Origin of the sequence: Streptomyces argenteolus, assembly GCF_042902585.1 — a bacterium.
GTDB classification, from domain to species: domain Bacteria; phylum Actinomycetota; class Actinomycetes; order Streptomycetales; family Streptomycetaceae; genus Streptomyces; species Streptomyces argenteolus.
In genome coordinates, this window is the sequence record NZ_JBIBEG010000002.1 from 505,081 (window position 1) to 525,981 (window position 20,901).

Annotated in this window: 15 protein-coding genes and 2 tRNA genes; 14 read left to right on the forward strand and 3 right to left on the reverse strand. The window is 71.9% G+C overall.

Annotated features, from left to right (window positions below; genetic code table 11):
- The first annotated feature begins 2 nt into the window (after positions 1–2).
- From ACFY8O_RS08800 to ACFY8O_RS08825, 6 genes are all read left to right on the forward strand, one after another.
- Positions 3–1,736 (forward strand): LCP family protein, encoded by a 1,734-nt coding sequence (locus ACFY8O_RS08800; protein ID WP_387900159.1) that lies wholly within the window; start codon positions 3–5, stop codon positions 1,734–1,736.
- Positions 1,737–1,803: 67 nt separating this feature from the next.
- Positions 1,804–2,235 carry a ribosome silencing factor gene (gene rsfS / locus ACFY8O_RS08805; RefSeq protein WP_329228761.1) on the forward strand — a complete coding sequence of 144 codons (432 nt, stop codon included), beginning with the start codon at positions 1,804–1,806 and terminating at the stop codon, positions 2,233–2,235.
- Entirely contained in the window at positions 2,232–2,885 is a 654-nt protein-coding gene (locus ACFY8O_RS08810; RefSeq protein ID WP_145801580.1) for a histidine phosphatase family protein, read from the forward strand. The genes rsfS and ACFY8O_RS08810 overlap by 4 nt, the downstream gene beginning before the upstream one ends.
- A gap of 127 nt (positions 2,886–3,012) precedes the next feature.
- Positions 3,013–3,085, forward strand: a tRNA-Ala gene (locus tag ACFY8O_RS08815).
- 424 nt (positions 3,086–3,509) lie between these two features.
- A complete protein-coding gene (locus ACFY8O_RS08820; protein ID WP_033305681.1) occupies positions 3,510–3,743 on the forward strand; it encodes a hypothetical protein in 234 nt (77 codons plus the stop codon).
- Between the two features lie 214 nt (positions 3,744–3,957).
- Positions 3,958–4,030, forward strand: a tRNA-Ala gene (locus ACFY8O_RS08825).
- Between the two features lie 110 nt (positions 4,031–4,140).
- Here the strand turns inward: ACFY8O_RS08825 and ACFY8O_RS08830 are convergent.
- Positions 4,141–5,715: an NADH-ubiquinone oxidoreductase-F iron-sulfur binding region domain-containing protein gene (locus ACFY8O_RS08830; RefSeq protein WP_387900161.1), complete on the reverse strand. Its 1,575-nt coding sequence runs from the start codon at positions 5,713–5,715 to the stop codon at positions 4,141–4,143.
- Positions 5,712–7,016, reverse strand: coding sequence for a hypothetical protein (locus ACFY8O_RS08835; protein WP_387900163.1), 1,305 nt, complete (start codon positions 7,014–7,016; stop codon positions 5,712–5,714). The genes ACFY8O_RS08830 and ACFY8O_RS08835 overlap by 4 nt, the downstream gene beginning before the upstream one ends.
- A 479-nt stretch (positions 7,017–7,495) precedes the next feature.
- On the opposite strand from ACFY8O_RS08835, the gene leuS reads away from it, so the two are divergent.
- The 7 genes from leuS to ACFY8O_RS08870 all read left to right on the forward strand — a co-directional run bounded on the left by leuS (position 7,496) and on the right by ACFY8O_RS08870 (position 18,887).
- Positions 7,496–10,369 carry a leucine--tRNA ligase gene (leuS, locus tag ACFY8O_RS08840; RefSeq protein WP_387900165.1) on the forward strand — a complete coding sequence of 958 codons (2,874 nt, stop codon included), beginning with the start codon at positions 7,496–7,498 and terminating at the stop codon, positions 10,367–10,369.
- Between the two features lie 180 nt (positions 10,370–10,549).
- Positions 10,550–11,263 carry a hypothetical protein gene (locus tag ACFY8O_RS08845; protein ID WP_387900167.1) on the forward strand — a complete coding sequence of 238 codons (714 nt, stop codon included), beginning with the start codon at positions 10,550–10,552 and terminating at the stop codon, positions 11,261–11,263.
- A 322-nt stretch (positions 11,264–11,585) separates the two neighbouring features.
- Complete coding sequence (locus tag ACFY8O_RS08850) at positions 11,586–12,431, forward strand: DegV family protein (protein ID WP_145801587.1); 846 nt, start codon at positions 11,586–11,588, stop codon at positions 12,429–12,431.
- 1,081 nt (positions 12,432–13,512) lie between these two features.
- On the forward strand, positions 13,513–14,196 hold the full coding sequence (locus ACFY8O_RS08855) for a helix-hairpin-helix domain-containing protein (RefSeq protein ID WP_387900169.1): 684 nt from the start codon (positions 13,513–13,515) through the stop codon (positions 14,194–14,196).
- The gene (locus ACFY8O_RS08860) at positions 14,193–16,853 is read left to right on the forward strand and encodes a ComEC/Rec2 family competence protein (RefSeq protein ID WP_387900171.1); all 2,661 of its coding nucleotides are present in this window, start codon (positions 14,193–14,195) and stop codon (positions 16,851–16,853) included. The genes ACFY8O_RS08855 and ACFY8O_RS08860 overlap by 4 nt, the downstream gene beginning before the upstream one ends.
- Before the next feature lie 84 nt (positions 16,854–16,937).
- Positions 16,938–17,765 carry an arylamine N-acetyltransferase family protein gene (locus ACFY8O_RS08865; RefSeq protein ID WP_387900173.1) on the forward strand — a complete coding sequence of 276 codons (828 nt, stop codon included), beginning with the start codon at positions 16,938–16,940 and terminating at the stop codon, positions 17,763–17,765.
- Positions 17,766–18,002: 237 nt separating this feature from the next.
- Positions 18,003–18,887 carry a YceI family protein gene (locus ACFY8O_RS08870; protein ID WP_387901061.1) on the forward strand — a complete coding sequence of 295 codons (885 nt, stop codon included), beginning with the start codon at positions 18,003–18,005 and terminating at the stop codon, positions 18,885–18,887.
- Positions 18,888–19,157: 270 nt separating this feature from the next.
- Here ACFY8O_RS08870 and ACFY8O_RS08875 read toward each other — a convergent pair whose 3' ends face one another.
- Positions 19,158–19,403 carry a hypothetical protein gene (locus ACFY8O_RS08875; RefSeq protein ID WP_145801589.1) on the reverse strand — a complete coding sequence of 82 codons (246 nt, stop codon included), beginning with the start codon at positions 19,401–19,403 and terminating at the stop codon, positions 19,158–19,160.
- A gap of 90 nt (positions 19,404–19,493) precedes the next feature.
- On the opposite strand from ACFY8O_RS08875, the gene holA reads away from it, so the two are divergent.
- On the forward strand, positions 19,494–20,483 hold the full coding sequence (gene holA, locus ACFY8O_RS08880; RefSeq protein ID WP_387900175.1) for a DNA polymerase III subunit delta: 990 nt from the start codon (positions 19,494–19,496) through the stop codon (positions 20,481–20,483).
- The last annotated feature ends 418 nt before the right edge of the window (positions 20,484–20,901 follow it).

The window sequence follows — 20,901 nt, forward strand, 5'->3', positions numbered from 1 at the left end:
CTGTGAACGACCGACAGAACCCGTACGACCCGTACCAGCAGGAGCAGCCGCAGATCATCGGCTACGACGCGTACGGCCAGCCGGTCTATCAGCAGCAGGGGCAGCAGCACTACGACCAGCAGCAGTACGACCCGTACGCGCAGCAGCAGCAACAGCAGCCCCAGCAGGACGGGCAGCCGCAGCAGGGGTACGGCTACGACCCGTACGCCGGCACACAGCAGCAGTACGACCCTTACCAGCACACCCAGCAGCAGGCGCAGCAGTCGTACGGGTACGGCGAGGGCGGCTACTCCGCGTACGGCTACGACACCGGCACGCAGCCCGCCGTCGACGACACCGCCCAGCAGTGGAACGCCGCACAGGCTCCCGCCGCCCCGGCCACGGCGCCGCCGCCGGTGCCGGAGCCCCGGCGCGAGCCCGAACCGGCGGCGGACACAGCCGTTCCCGGTCCACGGCGCGCCGACCGGGACTACCGCACCGAGCAGTTCTCGTTCATCGAGGAGCCCGACGAGGACTCCGAAGACGTCATCGACTGGCTCAAATTCACCGAGAGCCGCAGCGAACGGCGCGAGGAGGCCCGACGGCGCGGCCACAACCGGATGGTCGCGCTGATAGTCGTCGTGGCCCTCGTGGTCGTCGGCGGTGCGGGCTACCTCTGGTTCGCCGGCAAGGTCCCGGGTCTCTCGGGCCAGGACGAGCAGGGAGCCACGGCGACCGGGCCGCAGAAGCGGGACGTCATCGTCGTCCATCTGCACAACACCAAGAAGGGCGGCACCTCCACGGCGCTACTCGTCGACAACGTCACCACCAAGCAGGGCACCACCGTCCTGCTCCCCAACTCGCTCGCCGTGGCGTCGGACGACGGTTCCACCACGACGCTCGGCAAGTCCGTCGACGACGACGGGTCCACCGGCACCCGCGAGGCGATCGACACCCTGCTCGGCACCCGCATCAGCGGAACCTGGCGGCTCGACACCCCGTATCTCGAGAACCTCGTCGAGCTCGTCGGCAACATCGAGGTCGACACCGACACCGAGGTGCCCGACACCAAGAAGGGTGCCGCCCCGCTCGTGAACAAGGGCGAGGCCCAGACGCTGAGCGGCCAGATGGCCGTCGCGTACGCCACCTACCAGGGGCCGGGGGAGGCCGAGGCCAAACAGCTGACGCGCTTCGGGCAGGTCATGCGCAGCGTGCTGCGCAAGATGTCCGAGGACCCCAAGGCCGCGACCGTCACGATCCAGACGCTGGCGCAGATCCTCGACCCCTCCCTGCCGGAGCAGGACCTGGGCGCCTCGCTGGCCAAGCTCGCCGGCCACGCCAAGGTCGGCGACTACAAGACGGAGCTGCTTCCGGTCCAGGCCGACGGCACGCTCACCGACCAGGCGACCGAGGACGTGGTCAAGGACGTGCTGGGCGGTGCGGTGAAGGCTCCGGATCCGGATGCCGCCGTGCGCGTGGGTGTCCGGAACGCCACCGGCGACACCGCCGGGACGAACGCGGCCAGGGTCCAGCTCGTCAACGGTGGATACGCCTTCGTCGACAGCGGCAAGGCGGACGCCGAGGCGACGTCCCAGGTCCTGTACGGAACCGCCGAGGACAAGGCGAAGGCCGTCGAGATCGCCAAGACGCTGGGCCTTCCGACGAGCGCGGTGAAGCAGGGCAAGCCCGCCGCGAACGCCGACGTCTCCGTGGTTCTCGGCCAGAACTACAAGATCCCGAAGCCGCCGGCGTCGTGACACGTGAGGGCTGTCGGCGGTCCGTGAGACCCTAGAGGTCGATCTGACCGCCGACGAAAGCCTGCATGTGACCGCCACGGACCGCTCCATCGAGCTCATCAACGCTGCCGCCCAGGCTGCAGCCGACCGGCTCGCGCACGACATCATCGCCTACGACGTCAGCGACGTGCTGTCGATCACCGACGCCTTCCTGCTGGCCTCGGCCCCCAACGACCGCCAGGTCAAGTCGATCGTCGACGAGATCGAGGAGCGGCTTCAGAAGGAGCTCGGTGCCAAGCCGGTACGCCGCGAGGGCGACCGCGACGCACGCTGGATCCTCCTCGACTACGTCGACATCGTGATCCACGTCCAGCACAGCGAGGAGCGCGTGTTCTACGCGCTCGAGCGACTGTGGAAGGACTGCCCCGAGATCGCCCTCCCCGAGGACGCGGTCAAGACCCGGGGCAAGGCCGAGGAGCACGCCCAGCTCAACGGCGGCACGGAAGGTGAGCAGAGCTGAACGGCAGCAGCAGCGGCAGGGGCCGCAGGATCGTCCTCTGGCGGCACGGCCAGACCGCGTGGAACCTCGAACGCCGATTCCAGGGTTCCACCGACATCGAGCTGACCGAGGTCGGCGTCGGGCAGGCCCGTCGTGCCGCGAGGCTGCTCGCTTCGCTGCGGCCGGACGCGATCGTCGCCTCCGACCTCCGGCGGGCGGCGGCCACGGCCGCCGAGCTCGCCTCGGTCACCGGCCTCGCTGTCGCCCATGATTCCGCGCTGCGTGAGACCTATGCGGGAGCCTGGCAAGGCCTCACGCACGAGGAGATCGTCGGGCAGTACGGCGAGCAGTACGCCGCCTGGAAGCGCGGCGAGCCGGTGCGCAGGGGCGGTGGCGAGCTGGAGACCGAGGTCGCCGACCGGGCCGCCCCCGTGGTCCTGGAGCACGCCGGCAAGCTGCCGGACGCGGGAACGCTCGTCGTCGTGAGTCACGGCGGCACGATCCGGACGACCATCGGCCGTCTGCTCGGGCTCGACGCCCACCACTGGGAAGGGCTCGGCGGACTCTCCAACTGCTGCTGGTCCGTCCTGGGCGAGGGCGCGCGCGGCTGGCGCCTGCTCGAGCACAACGCCGGGACGCTCCCCGAACCGGTGCTCGGGGACGACGACTAGCCGTCGGCCGACGGCCCCTGGGGCCGGTGCACGGGCGGTGGGGGGCCGGATTTCACTTTCCGGCTCGTCGCAGGCTAAAGTTCTTCTTGTTCGCAGCGCGGAAACGCAGGGAAACACAGCGGACAGCGGGGCTATAGCTCAGTTGGTAGAGCGCCTGCATGGCATGCAGGAGGTCAGGAGTTCAATTCTCCTTAGCTCCACAGTGAAGATCCCGTCCCCGACAGGGGGCGGGATCTTTTTTTGCCGTTCGTACGGTCCATCCCCGCCTCTCCGGCCGGCGCGGGCCTCAACTGCCTTGGCCCGTGCGGGACAAGGGCTGTCAGGGGGCTGCTGGGCCGTTCTCGTGCGTACGCCGGCCGTTCGCGGTCCGTTTCTTCAGGCCAAAGCCGGGCGGCGGGGCCCTCGTCGGGCTGACCCCCTTGCGGGGCCATGGCAGAATCGGAGCGCCGGAGGGGGCGACGGACCGATCGGGAGGGAGCGCGATGCCTGCGAGCCGCGTACAGGTCCCGGACCTGCGCGTCACCTCCACCGCGGCCCATCCCCCCGCCACACCTCACGGTCCCGCCAGTCCGCGGGAGGGCTCCTTCGCGTGCACGGCCCGCGGCCACAGTCGGAGCTGACCGGATGGGTGCACACAGGCGGAAGTGCGACTGGTGCGGCAGTGGTACGCCCATCGTCAGGGACATGGACCCCGTCAACGCCGAGTTCCAGTACTGGTGCGAAGAGTGCGCCCGGGCGCTGATCATAAAAGGCGACCCCATCGAGACCTACCGGGAGCTCGAGGGGGAGCCCATCTACGGCCGGCTGCTCGAGGAGCACTGCACCCTCAAACGGTTCTACTCCTTCGCGACGGCTTGACGAGCCGTCCACGGACGGGTGTCGGGGAGGGCGGGCAGACGGCCGTCCGCGGCCTCCGGACTCCTCCGCACGGGGACCTCCGGAGCGGGATCGGCCGCTGGTCCCAGCGCCGGGCACCGGTCACGTCCGGTCGGGGTGGAAACGATTTTTGATGCGCCGCCGGGACCGTGTAATGTTCTCGATGTCGCCAGGGAAACCGGGCGGCAGACAACACGGGGCTATAGCTCAGTTGGTAGAGCGCCTGCATGGCATGCAGGAGGTCAGGAGTTCAATTCTCCTTAGCTCCACAGTGAAGAAGCGGACCATCCGGATCGGATGGTCCGCTTCTCTTTGTGCCCGTTCGTGTCCTTCGTCTCTCCGGAGCGAGGGAACAGGGCCCTCGCCGCGCTCCGCCGGATCAGTCGCGTCCGCTGCCCAGGGCCCTGCGCTCGGCGCTCGGGAGCGCGGGGCGTTCGGCGGGGGCCTGCTCGATACGCAGGGCCAGTGCCGGGCAGCGCCGTACGGCTCGCTGGGCCCGGCCCCGCAGGTGCACGGGGACGGCGGCGTCCGCGAGCGCCGGGTAGCCGTCGGGGCCCAGCCTGATCAGTTCGGGAACGATGTCCGCGCAGAGGCCGTGGCCCTGGCAGAGGGTCCAGTCCACCGCCAGCTTCTCGCCGCTCGGAATGGACTCCTCCAGCCCTTCGTAGCCGGGCGCGGGCAGCGGCAGGACCCCGAGCGTCTCCCGCCCGCAGCCACCGTCCAGCACGTGCGCGGCCAGGTCGTCCGTGAACGCCGAGAGCGTGGACGTCAGGAAGCGCGCGGATCCGTCCGGATGCTTGCACGCCCCGCGACCCTTGACCGCCTGCGTCACCTCGCGCAGGGCCTCCAGGGCCGCGGGACCGCCGCCGTTCAGTACGTCGGACAGGCCGCCCGCGGCGGCCGGCAGCCCCAGCTTGCAGGGACCGCACTGCCCGGCCGTCTCGGCCGCCAGCCAGTTCGCGATCCTGAGCGACTCGCCGATCGGGCAGGTGTCCGGGCCGATCGGCAGGACGGCACCCGCGCCGAGCGCTCCGCCCACCGCAGCCAGAGAGGCGCGGGAGACCAAGGCGTCGTGCGAGGCGATCGCGTCGATCCAGTTGCCGTGGTAACCGCCGGTCAGCACTCCCTGGGGGAACGGCGGAGCTCCGGCCAGCTCCAGGACGTACCGCAGGGGGACCCCCGTGGGCACCTCGATCACCATCGGGCGGGCCACGGCCCCCGAGACCGTGAGCAGGACCGTGCCGGGCTCGTCCGGGAGGCCGGTGTGCCCGTAACGGCGGGAGCCGAGACGGGCGGCGACCGCGAGCTGGGCGTACGTCTCCGCGTTGGACAGGAGCGTGGGGGCGCCCGCCACACCGGACTCCGCCGCGCGTTCCCTGCGGCCCGGCGGCAGGGCCGGCCCGCCGTTCACCGCCCTGATGACCGCCGAGGCCTCCCCGGAGACCATGCGCTCCGGGGTGCGCACGACTCTGGCGCGCAGATGCCGGCCGCGCCGGTCGGACAGGCCGCGTTCGGCGAGGGCGGAGCGTACGGAGATCTCCGTGGAGTTGCGTGTGACGGCCACCACCAGCGTGCGCGCGCCGATGGCCTCCGCCGCGAGCAGCGCGCCGTCGAGGATCAGGTGCGGCGCTCGGTTGAGCAGGACGGTGTCCTTGCGGCAGGCCGGCTCGCCCTCGCTGCCGTTGATCACGACGACCGGCCGGACCCCTCGCCGTACCGAGGCCTTCGCCACCGCACGGAGTTTCTTGCCGAAGGGGAAGCCCGCCCCGCCGCGGCCCCGCAGCGATATGGACTCGGCCAGTTCGGCGAGCCGCTCGCCGGTCATCGGTTCGAGCGGTCCGTGCACCTTCAGATGCATGGCCAGGCCGAGGCGCTCCACCAGGTCGAATCCGGTGGTCAGCTGGGGGAGCCCGACGACGCGGACCTCGGGCACATCGGGGAGGGGGACGTTCACGGTCGTTCTCCTGCGGGTGCTTGCCAGGGCGCTCCTGCCGGGGGCGGGTAGAGCGGTCCCGGCAACTGCTCGGTCTCCTGGCCGGAGGTGGACGGGGGCGCGGTGTACGTGGGCCCGAACGCCTGGGCCGGGGACGGCGGCGAGGGCGCGGGCCACCGCTCCTCCACGGCCCGCTCGGGGGGCCGGCCGGCGGTGCGGGAGACGGCCCTGTACGCCGCTGAGAAGCCGGGCCGGGCGCGTGCCGGTGGCGCCGGAACCGGTTCCGCGTCCGTGGCCAGGCGCTCGGAACCGCGCGGCGGCGGTTCGTGAAACAGGGGCTGGTCGAGCGGGCGTTCATGAGGCGCGGGGGAGGTGTACGCGCGTTCGTGCTGCGTGGGCTGGTCGTGAAGGTGTGCGCGGTGGGCGAACCCGGGATGCGGCTGCTCGTGCGGTGAGGCCTCGTACGCCTGCCTCCTGGGCGGCGGCGGGGCTGTGAGCGTCCTGGGGCGGACCGGGGTGCCCAGCGTCCCGCGGTCGTCCTCGCCCCAGCCCGGGGCTTCGGGAGGAAGGCCGCGAGAAGGCGGCGGAGGCATGTGTTCCGCGCCGGGGAGGGGGGAACCGCGCAGGATCGGGTCCGATGCGGACGGCGGGGCCTGCGGGCTGACCAGGGAGGAGACCCGCTCGGTGATCGCGCGCTTGGCCGGGCCGGGCAGCAGGCGCAGGGCGAGGGCTGCCGCCACCGCCGTCAGGCAGAGCGCGTACATCACGACGACCCAGGTGGCCGGCTGCCGGCCGGCGTAGAGGCCGTGTACCAGCGCCGAGCACCAGGCCGGATAGGCCAGCGCGTGCAGTGCGCGCCAGCGCCCCGCGATCCTGCCCGGGGTGACGAACGCACTGCGCATGGCGCCGGTCGCAGCCGCGACGATCATCAGCATCCCGGCCAGTGAACCGAAGCCGATGAGACCGGCCGTGCCGCCGACCCCTGTGCTGAAGGGGACGAGGGCGGCGAGCACCCCGACGTGCCCGAGGGCGATCTTCACGGTTCCGTGCAGCAGGAGGAAGCCCAGGGACGCGACGGCGCACGCCCGGTGGATGCCCTGGCAGATCAGCCGCTGGCGGCTCGAGAGGAACAGCCGGTCCGTGGCCAGCAGGCCCCAAGCGACGGCCGCGGTGAGCGAGACCAGCGTCAGGACGCCGGTCGTGAAGTCGAACGCGGTACGCATCCCGTCGCTCCCGGCGACGGCGAGCAGAGGGATGAGAACCAGTGCCGCGACGGTCAGCCCGCCCTGCAGAGGGCGGCTCGTTCCTGGGCTGAGGCTCATGGAGGGGGACGAACGGATCCTGCGATGAGGCTTCATGGGGGCGACTCCGAATGGCTCGGCAAAGCGGTCCCGTTGCCGCATGCTAGGTCGCCACGTACTGGCCGGTACGGGCTTTGAGCGGTTGCCCCGATAGAGGGCAGTACGCGGAGTAACCCCCGGAGTGTGCAGGTCGTGCGAAGGGTTCGTGCGTCCGGAGTGTGCTCGCTGCGCCGGTGTGGAGAGGTGTGGGGCGGTGCTGCGGGCCGGTATCTGCCGGGCCGGGCTCCGGGGCTGTGCGGTACCCTGACGCCATGCGTGCCGTACGCCTTCTGCTTAGCGAGCCGCGCTGATCACTTCCGGCCGGTGAGAATGCCTGGTCGGACTCGGCGCGGCGTCCCCTCCTGTGCGAGGGGATTTTTCGTTTCCGTAGACGTGTGTCCGTAGACGTGTGTCGTGGACGTGGGTGCCGGCAGATGACGATCGATGGAGCTTTGAGGATCATGAGCGAGACGAACACCGCGGCCGAGGTGGCCGCGCCGCACCGCTATACGGCAGCGATGGCCGCCGACATCGAGGCACGCTGGCAGGACTTCTGGGACGCCGAGGGGACGTACGAGGCGCCGAACCCGTCCGGTGATCTGGCGGGCGACGCGGAGCTGGCCGCCCGGCCGAAGAAATTCATCATGGACATGTTCCCGTACCCGTCGGGCGCGGGTCTGCACGTCGGCCACCCCCTGGGTTACATCGCCACCGACGTCTACGCACGCCACCAGCGGATGACGGGACACAACGTCCTGCACACCCTGGGCTTCGACGCCTTCGGCCTGCCGGCCGAGCAGTACGCCGTCCAGACGGGCACCCACCCGCGGGCCTCCACCGAGGCCAACATGGAGAACATGAAGGTCCAGCTGCGCCGGCTGGGCCTGGGCCACGACAAGCGCCGCTCCTTCGCCACGATCGACGCGGACTACTACAAGTGGACCCAGTGGATCTTCCTGCAGATCTTCAACTCCTGGTACGACACCGAGGCCGACCGTGCCCGCCCGATCGCCGAGCTGGTCGCCCAGTTCGAGAGCGGTGAGCGCCCGGTCCCCGGCGGCCGGGAGTGGAGCGCCCTGGACGCCGCCGAGCGCGCCGACCTCCTGGGGCAGTACCGCCTGGCGTACGCCTCGGACGCGCCCGTCAACTGGTCGCCGGGCCTGGGCACCGTGCTGGCCAACGAAGAGGTGACGGCCGACGGCCGCTCCGAGCGTGGCAACTTCCCGGTCTTCAAGGCCAAGCTGCGGCAGTGGAACATGCGGATCACCGCCTACGCCGACCGGCTGCTGAACGACCTGGACGGGCTGGACTGGCCCGAGGCCATCAAGCTGCAGCAGCGCAACTGGATCGGCCGGTCCGAGGGTGCGCGCGTCGGCTTCCCGGTCGACGGCGCCGGCGACATCACCGTCTTCACCACCCGTCAGGACACCCTGTTCGGTGCCACCTACATGGTGCTGGCACCGGAGCACGAGCTGGTGGAGCGGATCATCCCCGCCGCCTGGCCGGAGGGCACCCACCCGGTCTGGACCGGTGGTCACGCGAACCCGGCCGAGGCCGTCACCGCCTACCGCAAGCAGGCGGCCGCCAAGTCCGACGTCGAGCGGCAGGCCGAGGCGAAGGACAAGACGGGCGTCTTCACCGGCGCGTACGCGACCAACCCGGTCAGTGGCGAGAAGGTCCCCGTCTTCATCGCGGACTACGTGCTGATGGGGTACGGCACCGGCGCGATCATGGCCGTACCGGCGCACGACGCGCGCGACTTCGCCTTCGCGCGCGCCTTCGAGCTGCCGATGCGCTGTGTCGTCGAGCCGTCGGACGGCCGCGGCACGGACCCGGCGACGTGGGAGGACGCCTTCTCCTCGTACGAGGCGATGCTGGTCAACTCGGCCAACGACGAGATCTCGCTGGACGGCCTGGGCGTGGTCGAGGCCAAGGCCAAGATCACCGAGTGGCTGCAGACGCGCGGCGTCGGCGAGGGCACCGTCAACTTCCGGCTGCGTGACTGGCTGTTCAGCCGTCAGCGCTACTGGGGCGAGCCCTTCCCGATCGTGTACGACGAGGAGGGCATCGCCCACCCGCTGCCCGAGTCGATGCTGCCGCTGGAACTGCCCGAGGTCGAGGACTACTCGCCGCGCACCTTCGACCCGGAGGACGCCGACACCCAGCCCGAGACCCCGCTGTCCCGGAACGCCGACTGGGTCAACGTCACCCTGGACCTGGGTGACGGCGCGGGCCCGCGCAAGTACCGCCGCGAGACCAACACCATGCCGAACTGGGCCGGTTCCTGCTGGTACGAGCTGCGCTACCTGGACCCGCACAACGACCGGCAGCTGGTCGACCCGGCCATCGAGCAGTACTGGATGGGGCCCCGCGAGGGACAGCCCACCGGCGGCGTCGACCTGTACGTCGGTGGCGCGGAGCACGCGGTGCTGCACCTGCTGTACGCGCGCTTCTGGTCCAAGGTGCTGCACGACTTGGGGCACATCTCGTCCGCCGAGCCCTTCCACAAGCTGTACAACCAGGGCATGATCCAGGCCTTCGTCTACCGGGACAGCCGCGGCATCGCGGTCCCGGCCGCCGAGGTCGAGGAGCGCGACGGGGCCTACTACCACGGCGGCGAGAAGGTCAGCCGTGTCCTGGGCAAGATGGGCAAGTCCCTGAAGAACGCCGTCACGCCCGACGAGATCTGCGGTGAGTACGGGGCCGACACCCTGCGGCTGTACGAGATGGCCATGGGGCCGCTGGACGTGTCGCGTCCGTGGGACACCCGGGCGGTCGTCGGCCAGTTCCGGCTGCTGCAGCGTCTGTGGCGCAACGTCGTCGACGAGGAGACCGGGGAGGTCACCGTCGTCGACACGGAGCCCACCGAGGACACGCTGCGGGCGCTGCACAAGGCCATCGACGGTGTCGGCCAGGACATGGCCGGGATGCGCTTCAACACGGCGATCGCCAAGGTCACCGAGCTGAACAACTACCTGACGAAGACCGGTGGCCCGCTGTCGCGGTCCGTCGCCGAACGGCTGGTGCTGCTGATCGCGCCTCTGGCGCCGCACGTGGCGGAGGAGCTGTGGAGCCGGCTGGGCCACACCGGCTCCGTGGTCCACCAGGACTTCCCGGTCGCCGATCCGGCGTACGTCGTGGACGAGACGGTGACCTGCGTGGTGCAGGTCAAGGGCAAGGTGAAGGCTCGCCTGGAGGTCTCCCCGTCGATCACGGACGAGGAGCTGGAGACGCTGGCCCTGGCGGACGAGAACGTCGTCGCCGCGCTGGGCGGGGCAGGGGTCCGCAAGGTGATCGTGCGCGCACCGAAGCTGGTCAACATCGTTCCCGCTTGACGGTCCCGGGCGGCCCGCGCCGCCCCGCGCGAGGCACACCGGGCTCTCGGGCCCGGTGTGCCAGGGCTTTCCCCTACGGGCAGGTTGGGGGTTCCGGTGGAACCCTCGGCCTGCCCGTTCCGTTTACGGTAGGAGGGGCGACCGCACACCGGCAGCCGAGTCGACAACCGAGGGGCGTCCATGGAAACCGTGATCCTCATCCTGACGCTGCTGTTCATCGCGTTCACGGCGCTCGGGGTGTACGCCGGGGTCAAGGCCGTGCGCGCTGCCAAGCGCGGCGTGGACCGGACGATCACGCAGGCCCGCCGCTCCGTGGAGGACACCGCGCTGAGGGCCAAGAGTTACAGCCAGCCGGGCGTGCCCGGGGAGCTCGCACAGCTGCGGCTCGCCTTGCGCACCTCGATGAGGGCCACGCAGGACGCGCTGAACGCCGGAGTGGCGGAGGACGCCTCGCTCTCCGAGTCGCTCGCGCTCTTCGAGCGTCTCAGTGCGCACGGACGCGAACTCGACGACGACCTCAAGCGCCTGGAGCGCGAGCCGGACCGGTCCACGGTGGCCGGACTGATGCCCGGCCTGAAGGAACGGACGCAGCGCATCACGCACTCCGCGGAGTCCCTGCGCTGGGCGGCTCGTGACCGGGCCAGGCAGTTCGCCGACGACGACCTGGCCGCACTGAACGCGCAGATCGACGTGGAGGCCGGGGCACTGCGGCACTGGACGACCGAGGAGGCGCCGGAGCGGGGCACCACCGCCGGCCCCGGCAGGAGCGGATCCGCCGAGGCGGGCCGGAGCACACCCGCCGAGGCGGGCCCGCAGCCACTCGCCCCCGCGGACCCCAGGCTGACCAGCGGCTACCCGTGGCAGAAGTCCTCGAAGCCGGAGACCACGAACTGACCGACCGGCTGACCGGCCGTGTACGGCTCCCACGCGCCGGGGTGGCCGACTCGCCGGATCCTGCTGAGGGCGGACGCACGCGTCCGGCGCAAGCGGATGCGTCGATCCGGATGCCTCCGATCCGGATGCCTCCGATCTGGGCGTCTCCACCCTGGATGCGACCTGCCCGCTGGTAAGTGCGGTCGGATGGTGCGCCGCATGTTTGAGAAGTGCGTATCGGAGAAGCCGGAAGTGTGTCGAGATGGCCTCCGGTCGATCGGAAATGATCAGCAGGCCGGTCCCGGGCTGCCCTGCCCCCTCCCTGGGAGGTAACCTCCGGCTCATGTCCCGCCATGTCGCGATCGTCACCGATTCCACGGCCTACCTGCCGCCCCAGGCGATGGAACGGCACGGCATCACCGCAGTGCCGTTGACCGTGGTCCTCGGGGATCAGGCGCTGGAGGAGGGCACGGAGATCTCGGCCCGGTCGCTGGCCCTGGCCCTGCAGAAGCGCCGCTCCGTGACCACTTCACGACCCAGCCCCGAAGTCTTCGCCGCCACGTACCGCGCCGTGGCGGACGCGGGCGCCACGGGCATCGTCTCCCTCCATCTTTCGGCCGAGTTCTCCGGGACGTACGACGCCGCGCTGCTCGCCGCCCAGGACGCGCCGGTGCCGGTGCGTGTGGTCGACACGGGCGTGGTCGCGATGGCCCTGGGATTCTGCGCGCTCGCCGCCGCTGAGGCGGCGGAGGCGGGCGGTGGTCTGGACGACGCGGTCGCGGCGGCCGAGAAGCGGGCCTCCGGCACGTCCGCCTTCTTCTACGTCGACACGCTCGACTACTTGCGTAGAGGCGGGCGCATAGGTGCCGCCCAGGCGCTGCTGGGGTCCGCCCTGGCCGTCAAACCCCTCCTGCAGCTCGACGGCGGCCGTATCGAACTGCTGGAGAAGGTGCGGACGGCGTCGAAGGCGATCGCCCGACTCGAGGAGATCGCCGTGACCGAGGCGGGCACGGGTCCGGTGGACGTCGCGGTCCATCACCTCGCGGCCCCGGAAGGGGCAGAGCGGCTGGCCGAAAGGCTGCGGGGTCGCGTCCCGGGGCTGGGGGATCTGCATGTGAGCGAGGTGGGTGCGGTCATCGGCGCGCACACCGGGCCCGGGTTGCTCGGCGTCGTGATCTCACCCCGCTGAAGCTCACTCCCGCGAGTGAGGAAGATATCCACAACTGGCAAGTTATCCACCGTAATCGGGGCAGCTCAGCAGGTTTTCGCGGAAGTGCCTAGCGTCGTGAGGCATGACCTTCCGATCACTGCACGTGTCCACCAGCGCGCGGGGCCTCGACGGCCTGGCCCCGGCCCCGCGAACGGCTCTTGCGCCAGAAGCGGCGTCCGCCGAGCAGCCTTTCCGCCGTACGCCCGGCGACACCGAGCTGCTCACGGACCGCCTCGTGCCTCGTGGGCGGCGCGGGGCCGGCGGACCCGCAGGGCGTGCCCGGCACAGATCCGGCGTCCGCCCCGGCGGCCCGGCCGGTACCTCGCCGGGCACCGTGTCCGCGGTCGGACGCGGGCGCGGGCGGCGCGCCGCCCGCGCTAAGGACGCTGAAGTGGCGGCGGCCTCGCGGCTCCGGGCGGACGCGCTGATGGCAGGTGACCGGCCCGCGGAGGGCTGTTCGGTGGGCGATCGGTCTGGCAGCGTCCGGTCGGCTGACGGTAAGTCGGCGGGTGACGCGAGGGCGGGGGCGGCGCCGGACGCCGGCGCACCGATCTCCGGTCTCCCCGCTCCCTTCGTCGCCTCCGAGCGCTCCTCCGGGCTCGTCGGCTCTCCTGGCCCTTCCGGTTCCTCCTGCCTCACCACAGCGTCCGGCCCTTCCGGGGGCTCCCGTGCACCCGGGCTTCCACGCCACTCCCAGGCGGTGCCGTCATGGGCCGCACGCGCGGACACCCGACCGTCGCCAGTCACGGCCCCGGTGAGGTCCTCGGAGCCGGCACCTGCCGTGCGGGGGCCTGCCGTGCAGGTGTCAGTTCCAGGTCCCCCTGCGCCCGGGGTGCCGTTCCCTGCCGCGGAGCCGTCTCCGCGGCAGGGGCCACTCCGTACGACTCTCCCGCAGGGACTTCCCGTGGGGGCGCTTCCCCGTGGGGCGGTGGGCCCGGCCGAGGATCCTGCGGCCGGATCGGACCCTCCAGCGCGCGGTGGGGCATCTGGGCTCGCCGGAGTACGGACAGGGCGGTGGCAGGAAGCCGCTTCCGCTCTGCGGGACCGGTTACCCCTGTGGGTGCAGCTCCGCTGTGGTCTTGAGTCCCGCGCGCTCGCCGCGCTCGCCGTGGTCCTGGCCGGGGCCGCGCTGTTCGCGGCGGTGCACTTCTGGTCGGCCCGCCCCGAGTCCGTACGCGCACCGGAGCGGGTCACGGAGGCCGCCGCGGCCCAGGCCTCCGGGCCCGGTTCCGCGCACACGCAGCTGACCGCCGCCGCACCTGCCCCGACCGGGGGAGCACAGGCGGGCCCGCAGACCGGCGGACGGATCGTCGTCGACGTGAGCGGCAAGGTGCTCCATCCCGGCATCCGGCATCTGCCGGCCGGCTCCCGGGTCGAGGACGCCCTGCGCGCCGCCGGAGGCGTTCGCAAGGGCACGGATGTCATCGGGCTCAACCGTGCGCGTGTCCTGACGGACGGAGAACAGGTCGTGGTGGGTCTGCCCGCCCTGACGACACAGACCGGGGGAGCGGGGGCGGGGGGAGGCCCTTCGGCAGGGCAGGCCGGTCCCGGTGCGCCGGTGAGCCTCGGCACGGCCACCGTGGAGCAGCTTGAATCCCTGCCCGGGGTAGGGCCGGTACTCGCCCAGCACATCATCGACTACCGCACCGAACACGGGGGCTACCGGTCGGTCGACGAACTCCGCGAGGTCAACGGCATCGGCGACCGCCGGTTCGCGGACCTTCGGCCGTTGGTCATCCCGTGAACGGCTCCCACGCGCGGACGAACACGGCCTCGGAGAGTGCTTCGGCTTCGGCCCCCGATGCCGATTCGGTGCGGCAGCCCGGTTCTGCGGACCCGCGCCAGGAAGCCCCGGCCGATCTGCGGCTCGTCCCTCCCGCCCTCGCCGTGTGGGCCGCGGCTGCCCTGGCCCTGGGGGTGCCGGGGTGGTGGGCGGCGGCAGGAGCCGTCCTGTGCGCCCTCGCCGGGCTCAGCCTCATCGCCGTGTCCCGGGCCATGGCCTGCCGGTACCTCGGAGTTCCCAGGCGCTTCCGGTCTCCCGAAGCTCCGCGCCTGCCGGGCCGGCCAGGATGTGCCGGACCGCCAGGGCGCGCCGGGCCTCCCGTGACGCGGGGGCCCTCAGGGGCGGCGCGGACACGGGGGCACGCCTGGCCGCGTGGCACCACCGCCGCCGGCGTGCTGCTCTGCGCGGCTGCCGGCGCGGTGTCCGCCGGGCTCCACGCTGCAGATGTCCGAAGCGGCCCCGTCCCCGGCCTCGCGCAGGACTATGCGCGAGTCGAGGCGGAGCTGACGGTCACATCGGACCCCCGGCAGACCCGGCCGCGCGTACAGGGCGACCACAGCACCCCCGTCTCCCTGTTGCTGAACGCCGAGATCACCCGGCTGACCGCTCCCGACGGAGCGGTCACCGCGCTCAGTACCCCGGTCCTCGTCATGGTCGCGCCGGGGGAGACGGCCACGCTGTGGCAGCGGCTGCTGCCCTCCACCGGGCTGCACGTCGAGGGGAGGCTCGCACCTCCACGGCACGAAGGAGAGCGCGTCACCGCCGTACTGGGCGCGGACGCGGACGACCCGCCACGCGTCACGGTGGAGCCGTCCTTGCTCCACCGCACCGCGGGACGGCTGCGCTCCGGGCTGCGGGAGGCCACGGACGGGCTCGAACCCGACGCACGGGCCCTTCTGCCGGGACTGGTCGTCGGCGACACGTCACGGGTCCCGCCCGAGCTCCACGATGCGTTCAGGACGACCGATCTCACGCATCTGCTCGCCGTTTCCGGGGCCAACCTCTCGGTGCTGCTCTTCCTCCTCATCGGGCCGCCGGGGGCGGCCCTGCGCAGCGAACGCCGCGGTCTCGCCCCGCGACTGGGCATCTCCCTGCGCATGACGGCGCTGATCGGCGGGGGGATCGCCCTGGCGTTCGTGATCGTCTGCCGTCCCGAACCGAGCGTCCTGCGCGCGGCGGCCTGCGGCCTGATCACGCTGCTCGCCATCGGTACGGGCCGGCGCAGGTCGCTGATTCCCGCGCTGGCCGCCGCCGTTCTGCTGCTGGTGCTGTACGACCCCCGGCTGGCCCGCAGTTACGGCTTCCTGCTGTCGGTGCTCGCCACCGGTGCGCTGCTGACGCTCGCGCCCCGCTGGAGCGACGCGCTGCAGCGGCGCGGGGTTCCGGCACGGCTGGCCGAGGTACTGGCCGCGTCAGGCGCCGCGCAGGCGGTCTGCGCCCCCGTCGTCGTGGTCCTCGCGTCCCGGGTCGGGCTCGTAGCGATCCCCTGCAACCTGCTGGCCGAATTCGCGGTGGCTCCCGCGACGGTCCTGGGTTTCGCCGCACTCGCCGCGGCCCCCGTGGCCATGCCGGTGGCGCAGGGCCTGGCCACCGCCGCGGGCTGGCCGACCGGATGGATCGCATCCGTGGCCCGCACCGGTGCCGCTCTTCCCGGGGCCGAGGTCGACTGGCCGGGCGGCTGGCGGGGTGCCGCCCTTCTCGCGGTGCTCACGGCCCTGTCGGTGCCGGCCGCCCGTCGTCTGGCCGGCCACCCGTGGGTCTGCTCGGCCGCTGCGCTCCTGCTCGTGCTGGCGGTCCTGAGACCGGTCCCGCTGACCCGGATGATGACCGGGTGGCCGCCACCCGGCTGGGCCTTCGCCTTGTGCGACGTGGGCCAGGGTGACGCCATGGTGCTCGCCGCCGGGGAGGACACGGGGGTGGTGGTGGACACCGGCCCCGAACCGCGGCTCGTCGACCGGTGCCTGCGTGACCTCGGCATCACCCGTGTGCCCCTCCTGCTGCTGACGCACTTCCACGCCGACCATGTGCGCGGGCTGCCCGGTGCGCTGCGGGGCCGCGCGGTCGGGGCGATCCAGACCACGCATCTCGGCGAACCGCCGGATCAGGCGGCTTTCGTCAGGAGAACGGCCGAGGCCGCTCACGTTCCGATGATCGGTGCCGTGCCGGGGGAGAGACGCCGGGAGGGGCCGCTCGACTGGCAGGTGCTCTGGCCCGCAGCAGACGCGCGGGGGGCCTGGCCGGCTCTCGAGTCCGAGGAGCCCAACGATTCCAGCGTCACCCTCCTCGTTCGGTCCGGCGGGCTGACCCTGCTGCTCCTCGGCGATCTCGAACCTCCGGCGCAGCGAGGGGTGCTGCGGAGCCATCCGGCGATCCCGCGGGTGGACGTGCTCAAGGTCGCGCACCACGGCTCCGCCCATCAGGATCCCGCACTCCTCCGCACCGCCCGCCCTCGGATCGCCCTGATCAGCTGCGGCGCGGACAACCCGTACGGGCATCCGGCGGCCCGGACGCTCGATGCGCTCGAGGCGGCGGGGGCGAAGGTTCTGCGTACCGACACGCACGGGGCGATCGCGGTGACGGGCACCGGTGCGGGACTGCGCGCGGCAGGCCGATCATGAGCGAGGCTTCTCTCCCGCGCTCCGTCGGCGGTCCTAGGACCGGTGGCTCATGCGCTGTCACGCCTGCCGCGACACACTGCCGGTATGGACGACGACGTGCCCCGGCCCACCCCCACATCCGCCCCGGCCTGGGTGGACGCCTATCTGGAACACATCGGCGCCGGCCGCCCCGCGCGTGCTGACGCGGAGGCACTGCGCGAACTGCAACTGCGGCACCTGACGACCGTGCCCTTCGAGAACCTCTCGATCCATCTGGGACAGGACATCGTCCTGGAGGAGGAGAAGCTCATCGACAAGATCGTGACCGATCACAGGGGAGGTTTCTGCTACGAACTGAACGGCGCCTTCGCCGGACTGCTGCGCGCGCTCGGCTTCCGCGTCACCCTGCTCCAAGCGCGTGTGTTCGGCGACGGCGGTCGCCTCGGCATCCCGTACGACCACGTCGCGCTACGGGTGGAGACCGAGGACGGCACGGGCCCATGGCTCGCCGACGTGGGGTTCGGCGACCACGCCCTGGGGCCGCTCGCCCTCGATGTCCGCACGGAACAGGAGGACCCCTGCGGCAGGTTCCGCTTCAGGGAGGCTCCGCAAGGGGATCTCGATCTGCTGCGCGGCAACTCGCGGCAGTTCCGGCTGGATCTGCGCCCGCGCGTCCTTGCCGACTTCCGGGGCGGCGCCTGGTACCACCGCACCTCGCCGGACTCCCATTTCACCCGCTCCGTCGTCTGCTCACGCCGTACCGAGGATGGCCGGGTGACGCTCCGGAACCGCACCCTGATCACGACGGTGCGGGGCGAGCGGCACGATAAGGAACTCGGTGCCGATGCCGAGGTACTCGCCGCGTACAGAGACCACTTCGGGATGGTGCTGCCCCGGTCGCCTTCCGTGCGGGGTGTGATCACGAGCGTATGACCGGTGCGGTGCGGGAGGAGGCTGGACAGAGGCAGTGGCAGACAGGGCAATACGGATGTTCGGTGGTACCTGCACACAGCCGTGCACAGCTCGGCACAACCCCCTCTGAGCTGCGGCGTTTGCCTCGAACCTCGCAACGGTGATCGAATGCGTATTCGTCGGCGGGCCGCTGCTCCGACAACGACGTCCAGCTGTCAGGGGTCCGAGGTGAGATCCGCCCCTGGGGAGTACGTGCACATGTTCGGCCGTTGGCTAGGCAGCAGAGCGAAGTCCGGCACCGCTCAGAACAACGCCCTCGCCGGATTCCCGGTACCGCTCACCGCAGGCATGCTGAGCTGTCGGATCCTGGACCCCGTCAGCGAACCGGTCCAGCAGGCCGACTTCGTCGTCACCGACAGCTCCGGCCGAAAGATCGTCGGTGGAGAGACGGACCCCTTCGGGAACCTGGTCGCGACCGTCCCCGCCGGCGACTACCGCGTGGGTGTCACGGCCGAGGGCTTCACTCCGTTCCACGGCCCGGTCACCGTGACCGAGGGGGGCCACGCGAGTCTCGGTGACGTGTCCCTCCAGGTGGCGCAGCCCCCGCAGCTCCCCGACCCGGGGGACTGGGAGATCGAGCCGTCGCACACCCAGATCGGCTTCACGGCACGGCACATCGGCATGGCCCGTATCCACGGCAGGTTCAACACCTTCGCCGGGGCCGTCCGGATCGCCGACCGCATGGAGGACTCCGCCATGCACGTCGTCATCGACGCCGCGTCGATCGACACGAACGTCCAGATGCGTGACGATCATCTGCGCTCGGCCGACTTCCTCGACATCGAGCGGTATCCGACGCTCGAGTTCTACAGCGACCGCTTCGTCCACCGGGGCGGTACCCGATGGGGCGTCACCGGTGCGCTCACCCTGCACGGTGTGAGCCGGACCGTCACGCTGGACACCCAGTACCTCGGTCTGGGCAACGGCCTCGAAGGGGAGACCAGGGCCGCCTGCCGGGCGACGACCGAGCTGCACCGTGAGGACTTCACGCTCACCTGGCAGACGATGCTGGCGCGCGGTATCGCGGTCGTCGGCCCCAGCATCAAGATCGACATGGACATCCAGATAGTCCCCAAGGGCTGACCGGGTCCCGGCGTCGACCGGGCCCTGTCCCACGACACCCGCACCCGCGCGACCACCTCCCGCCTCACGAGGCGGGGGCGGTGGTCACGCAGGCGCCGTCAGGACGGAACCCCACCCGCCGCACCGGCCATGCTCTGCCCCACTCCCGCCAAGCACCGCCTCGCGGCGGGCGGCAGTGTGTGGAGGGACTGTGTCCCGCTTCACCGTGGCCGTGCGGTCGGGCGGTCCGGGGTCCTCGCCCCAAGAGTCCTCGCGCCAGGTGCCCTTGCCTCAGGGCGACTCCAGCCACCCCTCGTACTCCGCGGCGAACGCGTCGAGGGCCGCGGAGTCCAGCCGTGTGTCCGGGTCCTCCACCACGACCAGCCACTGTGCGTCCTCGGCGTCGTCCTCCCCGGCCAGGGCGTCCCGTACGAGCTGGGGCTCCTCGGTGACGCCGAACCGGTCGGCGAGTTCCCCGGCGACTTCCTCGGCGGCGTCCCGGTCGGGCAGCACCAGTACATGTCTCACATCGCTCACCCGGTCATTCTCCGGTATGCCCGGAGCCGGGTACACGTCCGGGCGGCGGCCCCGCAGGGTTGTCACAGGGGCGTGGGATGCTGGACGGCGATGGCCACCAGACGCAATTCCACCGACGATCCGCTCGCCCCCCTCACCCTCGCCGTGGGCCAGGAAGACCTGCTCCTGGACCGCGCCGTGCAGCAGGTGGTGGCGGCGGCCCGTGCCTCGGACGCCGACACGGACGTCCGCGACCTCACTCCGGACCAGTTGCAGCCGGGCACGCTCGCCGAGCTGACGAGCCCCTCGCTCTTCGCCGAGCGCAAGGTGGTGATCGTTCGCAACGCCCACGACCTCTCCGCCGACACGGTCAAGGACGTGAAGGCGTACATCGGCGCCCCGGCCGAGGAGATCACTCTCGTACTCCTGCACGCGGGTGGAGCCAAGGGCAAGGGGCTGCTGGACGCGGCGCGGAAGGCCGGGGCGCGGGAGGTGGCGTGTCCCAAGACGACCAAACCGGCCGAGCGGCTGTCCTTCGTGCGGTCGGAGTTCCGGGCGCTGGGGCGCTCGGCGACCCCCGAGGCGTGCCAGGCCCTGGTGGACGCCATCGGCAGCGACCTGCGGGAGCTGGCGAGTGCTGTCTCGCAGTTGGTCGCGGACGTCGAGGGCACCATCGACGAAGCGGTCGTCGGCCGCTATTACACGGGCCGCGCCGAGGCATCCTCCTTCACCGTGGCCGACCGTGCGGTGGAGGGCCGGGCGGCGGAGGCGCTGGAGGCGCTGCGGTGGTCGCTCTCCACCGGTGTGGCCCCGGTCCTGATCACCAGTGCCCTCGCCCAGGGTGTCCGTGCGATCGGCAAGCTCTCCTCGGCCCGTGGTGGACGGCCTGCGGACCTCGCCCGTGAGCTGGGCATGCCGCCCTGGAAGATCGACCGGGTACGGCAGCAGATGCGCGGGTGGACGCCGGACGGAGTGGCGGCGGCGCTGCTGGCGGTCGCGGCGGCCGACGCCGGCGTCAAGGGCGGTGGGGACGACCCTGAGTACGCCTTGGAGAAGGCCGTGGTCGCGGTAGCCCGCGCGGCACGTTCGGGTGGCCGCTGACCGACCCGGCCGCTGTGGTCGCACCTCAGGCTCCGGAGGCCGAGGGCCCACCCCCGACCCGCAGAGGCGCGCGCCGCGCTCCGTCGGGTCCCGGATCGGCTTCCCCACCAGGAACCGAGGCCACTGACCCGGCACCCTCCCCAACCCAACCCAGCCCGGCCCGGCCCCGCCGGTCCCGGCCCGGCCCCGCCGGTCCCTGACGGCCCAGCGCCGCCGAGAGCTGCTGGCTGCCCCGCACTCCCGGCCAGCCCCGCCCCCCACGACCAGGGCCAGCCGCGCCCAGGCAGCCCCACCTCCGAGGCCCCATGCCGAAGGCCCCGGCCGTCGTCCTGGGGAGGACGTCGGCCGGGGCCTTCGGTTCACAACGTGGTGCGCCGCACCCGCGTGGCGAACGCAGGTTCGGTGTGCGGCGCGGGGT

Excerpts from the sequence above, each read along its gene's own strand:
- ACFY8O_RS08870 (WP_387901061.1), top strand. The coding sequence starts at position 18,003 with ATGTTCGGCCGTTGGCTAGGCAGCAGAGCGAAGTCCGGCACCGCTCAG.
- holA (WP_387900175.1), top strand. The coding sequence starts at position 19,494 with ATGGCCACCAGACGCAATTCCACCGACGATCCGCTCGCCCCCCTCACC.
- ACFY8O_RS08845 (WP_387900167.1), top strand. The coding sequence starts at position 10,550 with ATGGAAACCGTGATCCTCATCCTGACGCTGCTGTTCATCGCGTTCACG.
- ACFY8O_RS08835 (WP_387900163.1), bottom strand. The coding sequence starts at position 7,016 with ATGAGCCTCAGCCCAGGAACGAGCCGCCCTCTGCAGGGCGGGCTGACC.
- leuS (WP_387900165.1), top strand. The coding sequence starts at position 7,496 with ATGAGCGAGACGAACACCGCGGCCGAGGTGGCCGCGCCGCACCGCTAT.
- ACFY8O_RS08820 (WP_033305681.1), top strand. The coding sequence starts at position 3,510 with ATGGGTGCACACAGGCGGAAGTGCGACTGGTGCGGCAGTGGTACGCCC.
- ACFY8O_RS08850 (WP_145801587.1), top strand. The coding sequence starts at position 11,586 with ATGTCCCGCCATGTCGCGATCGTCACCGATTCCACGGCCTACCTGCCG.
- ACFY8O_RS08865 (WP_387900173.1), top strand. The coding sequence starts at position 16,938 with ATGGACGACGACGTGCCCCGGCCCACCCCCACATCCGCCCCGGCCTGG.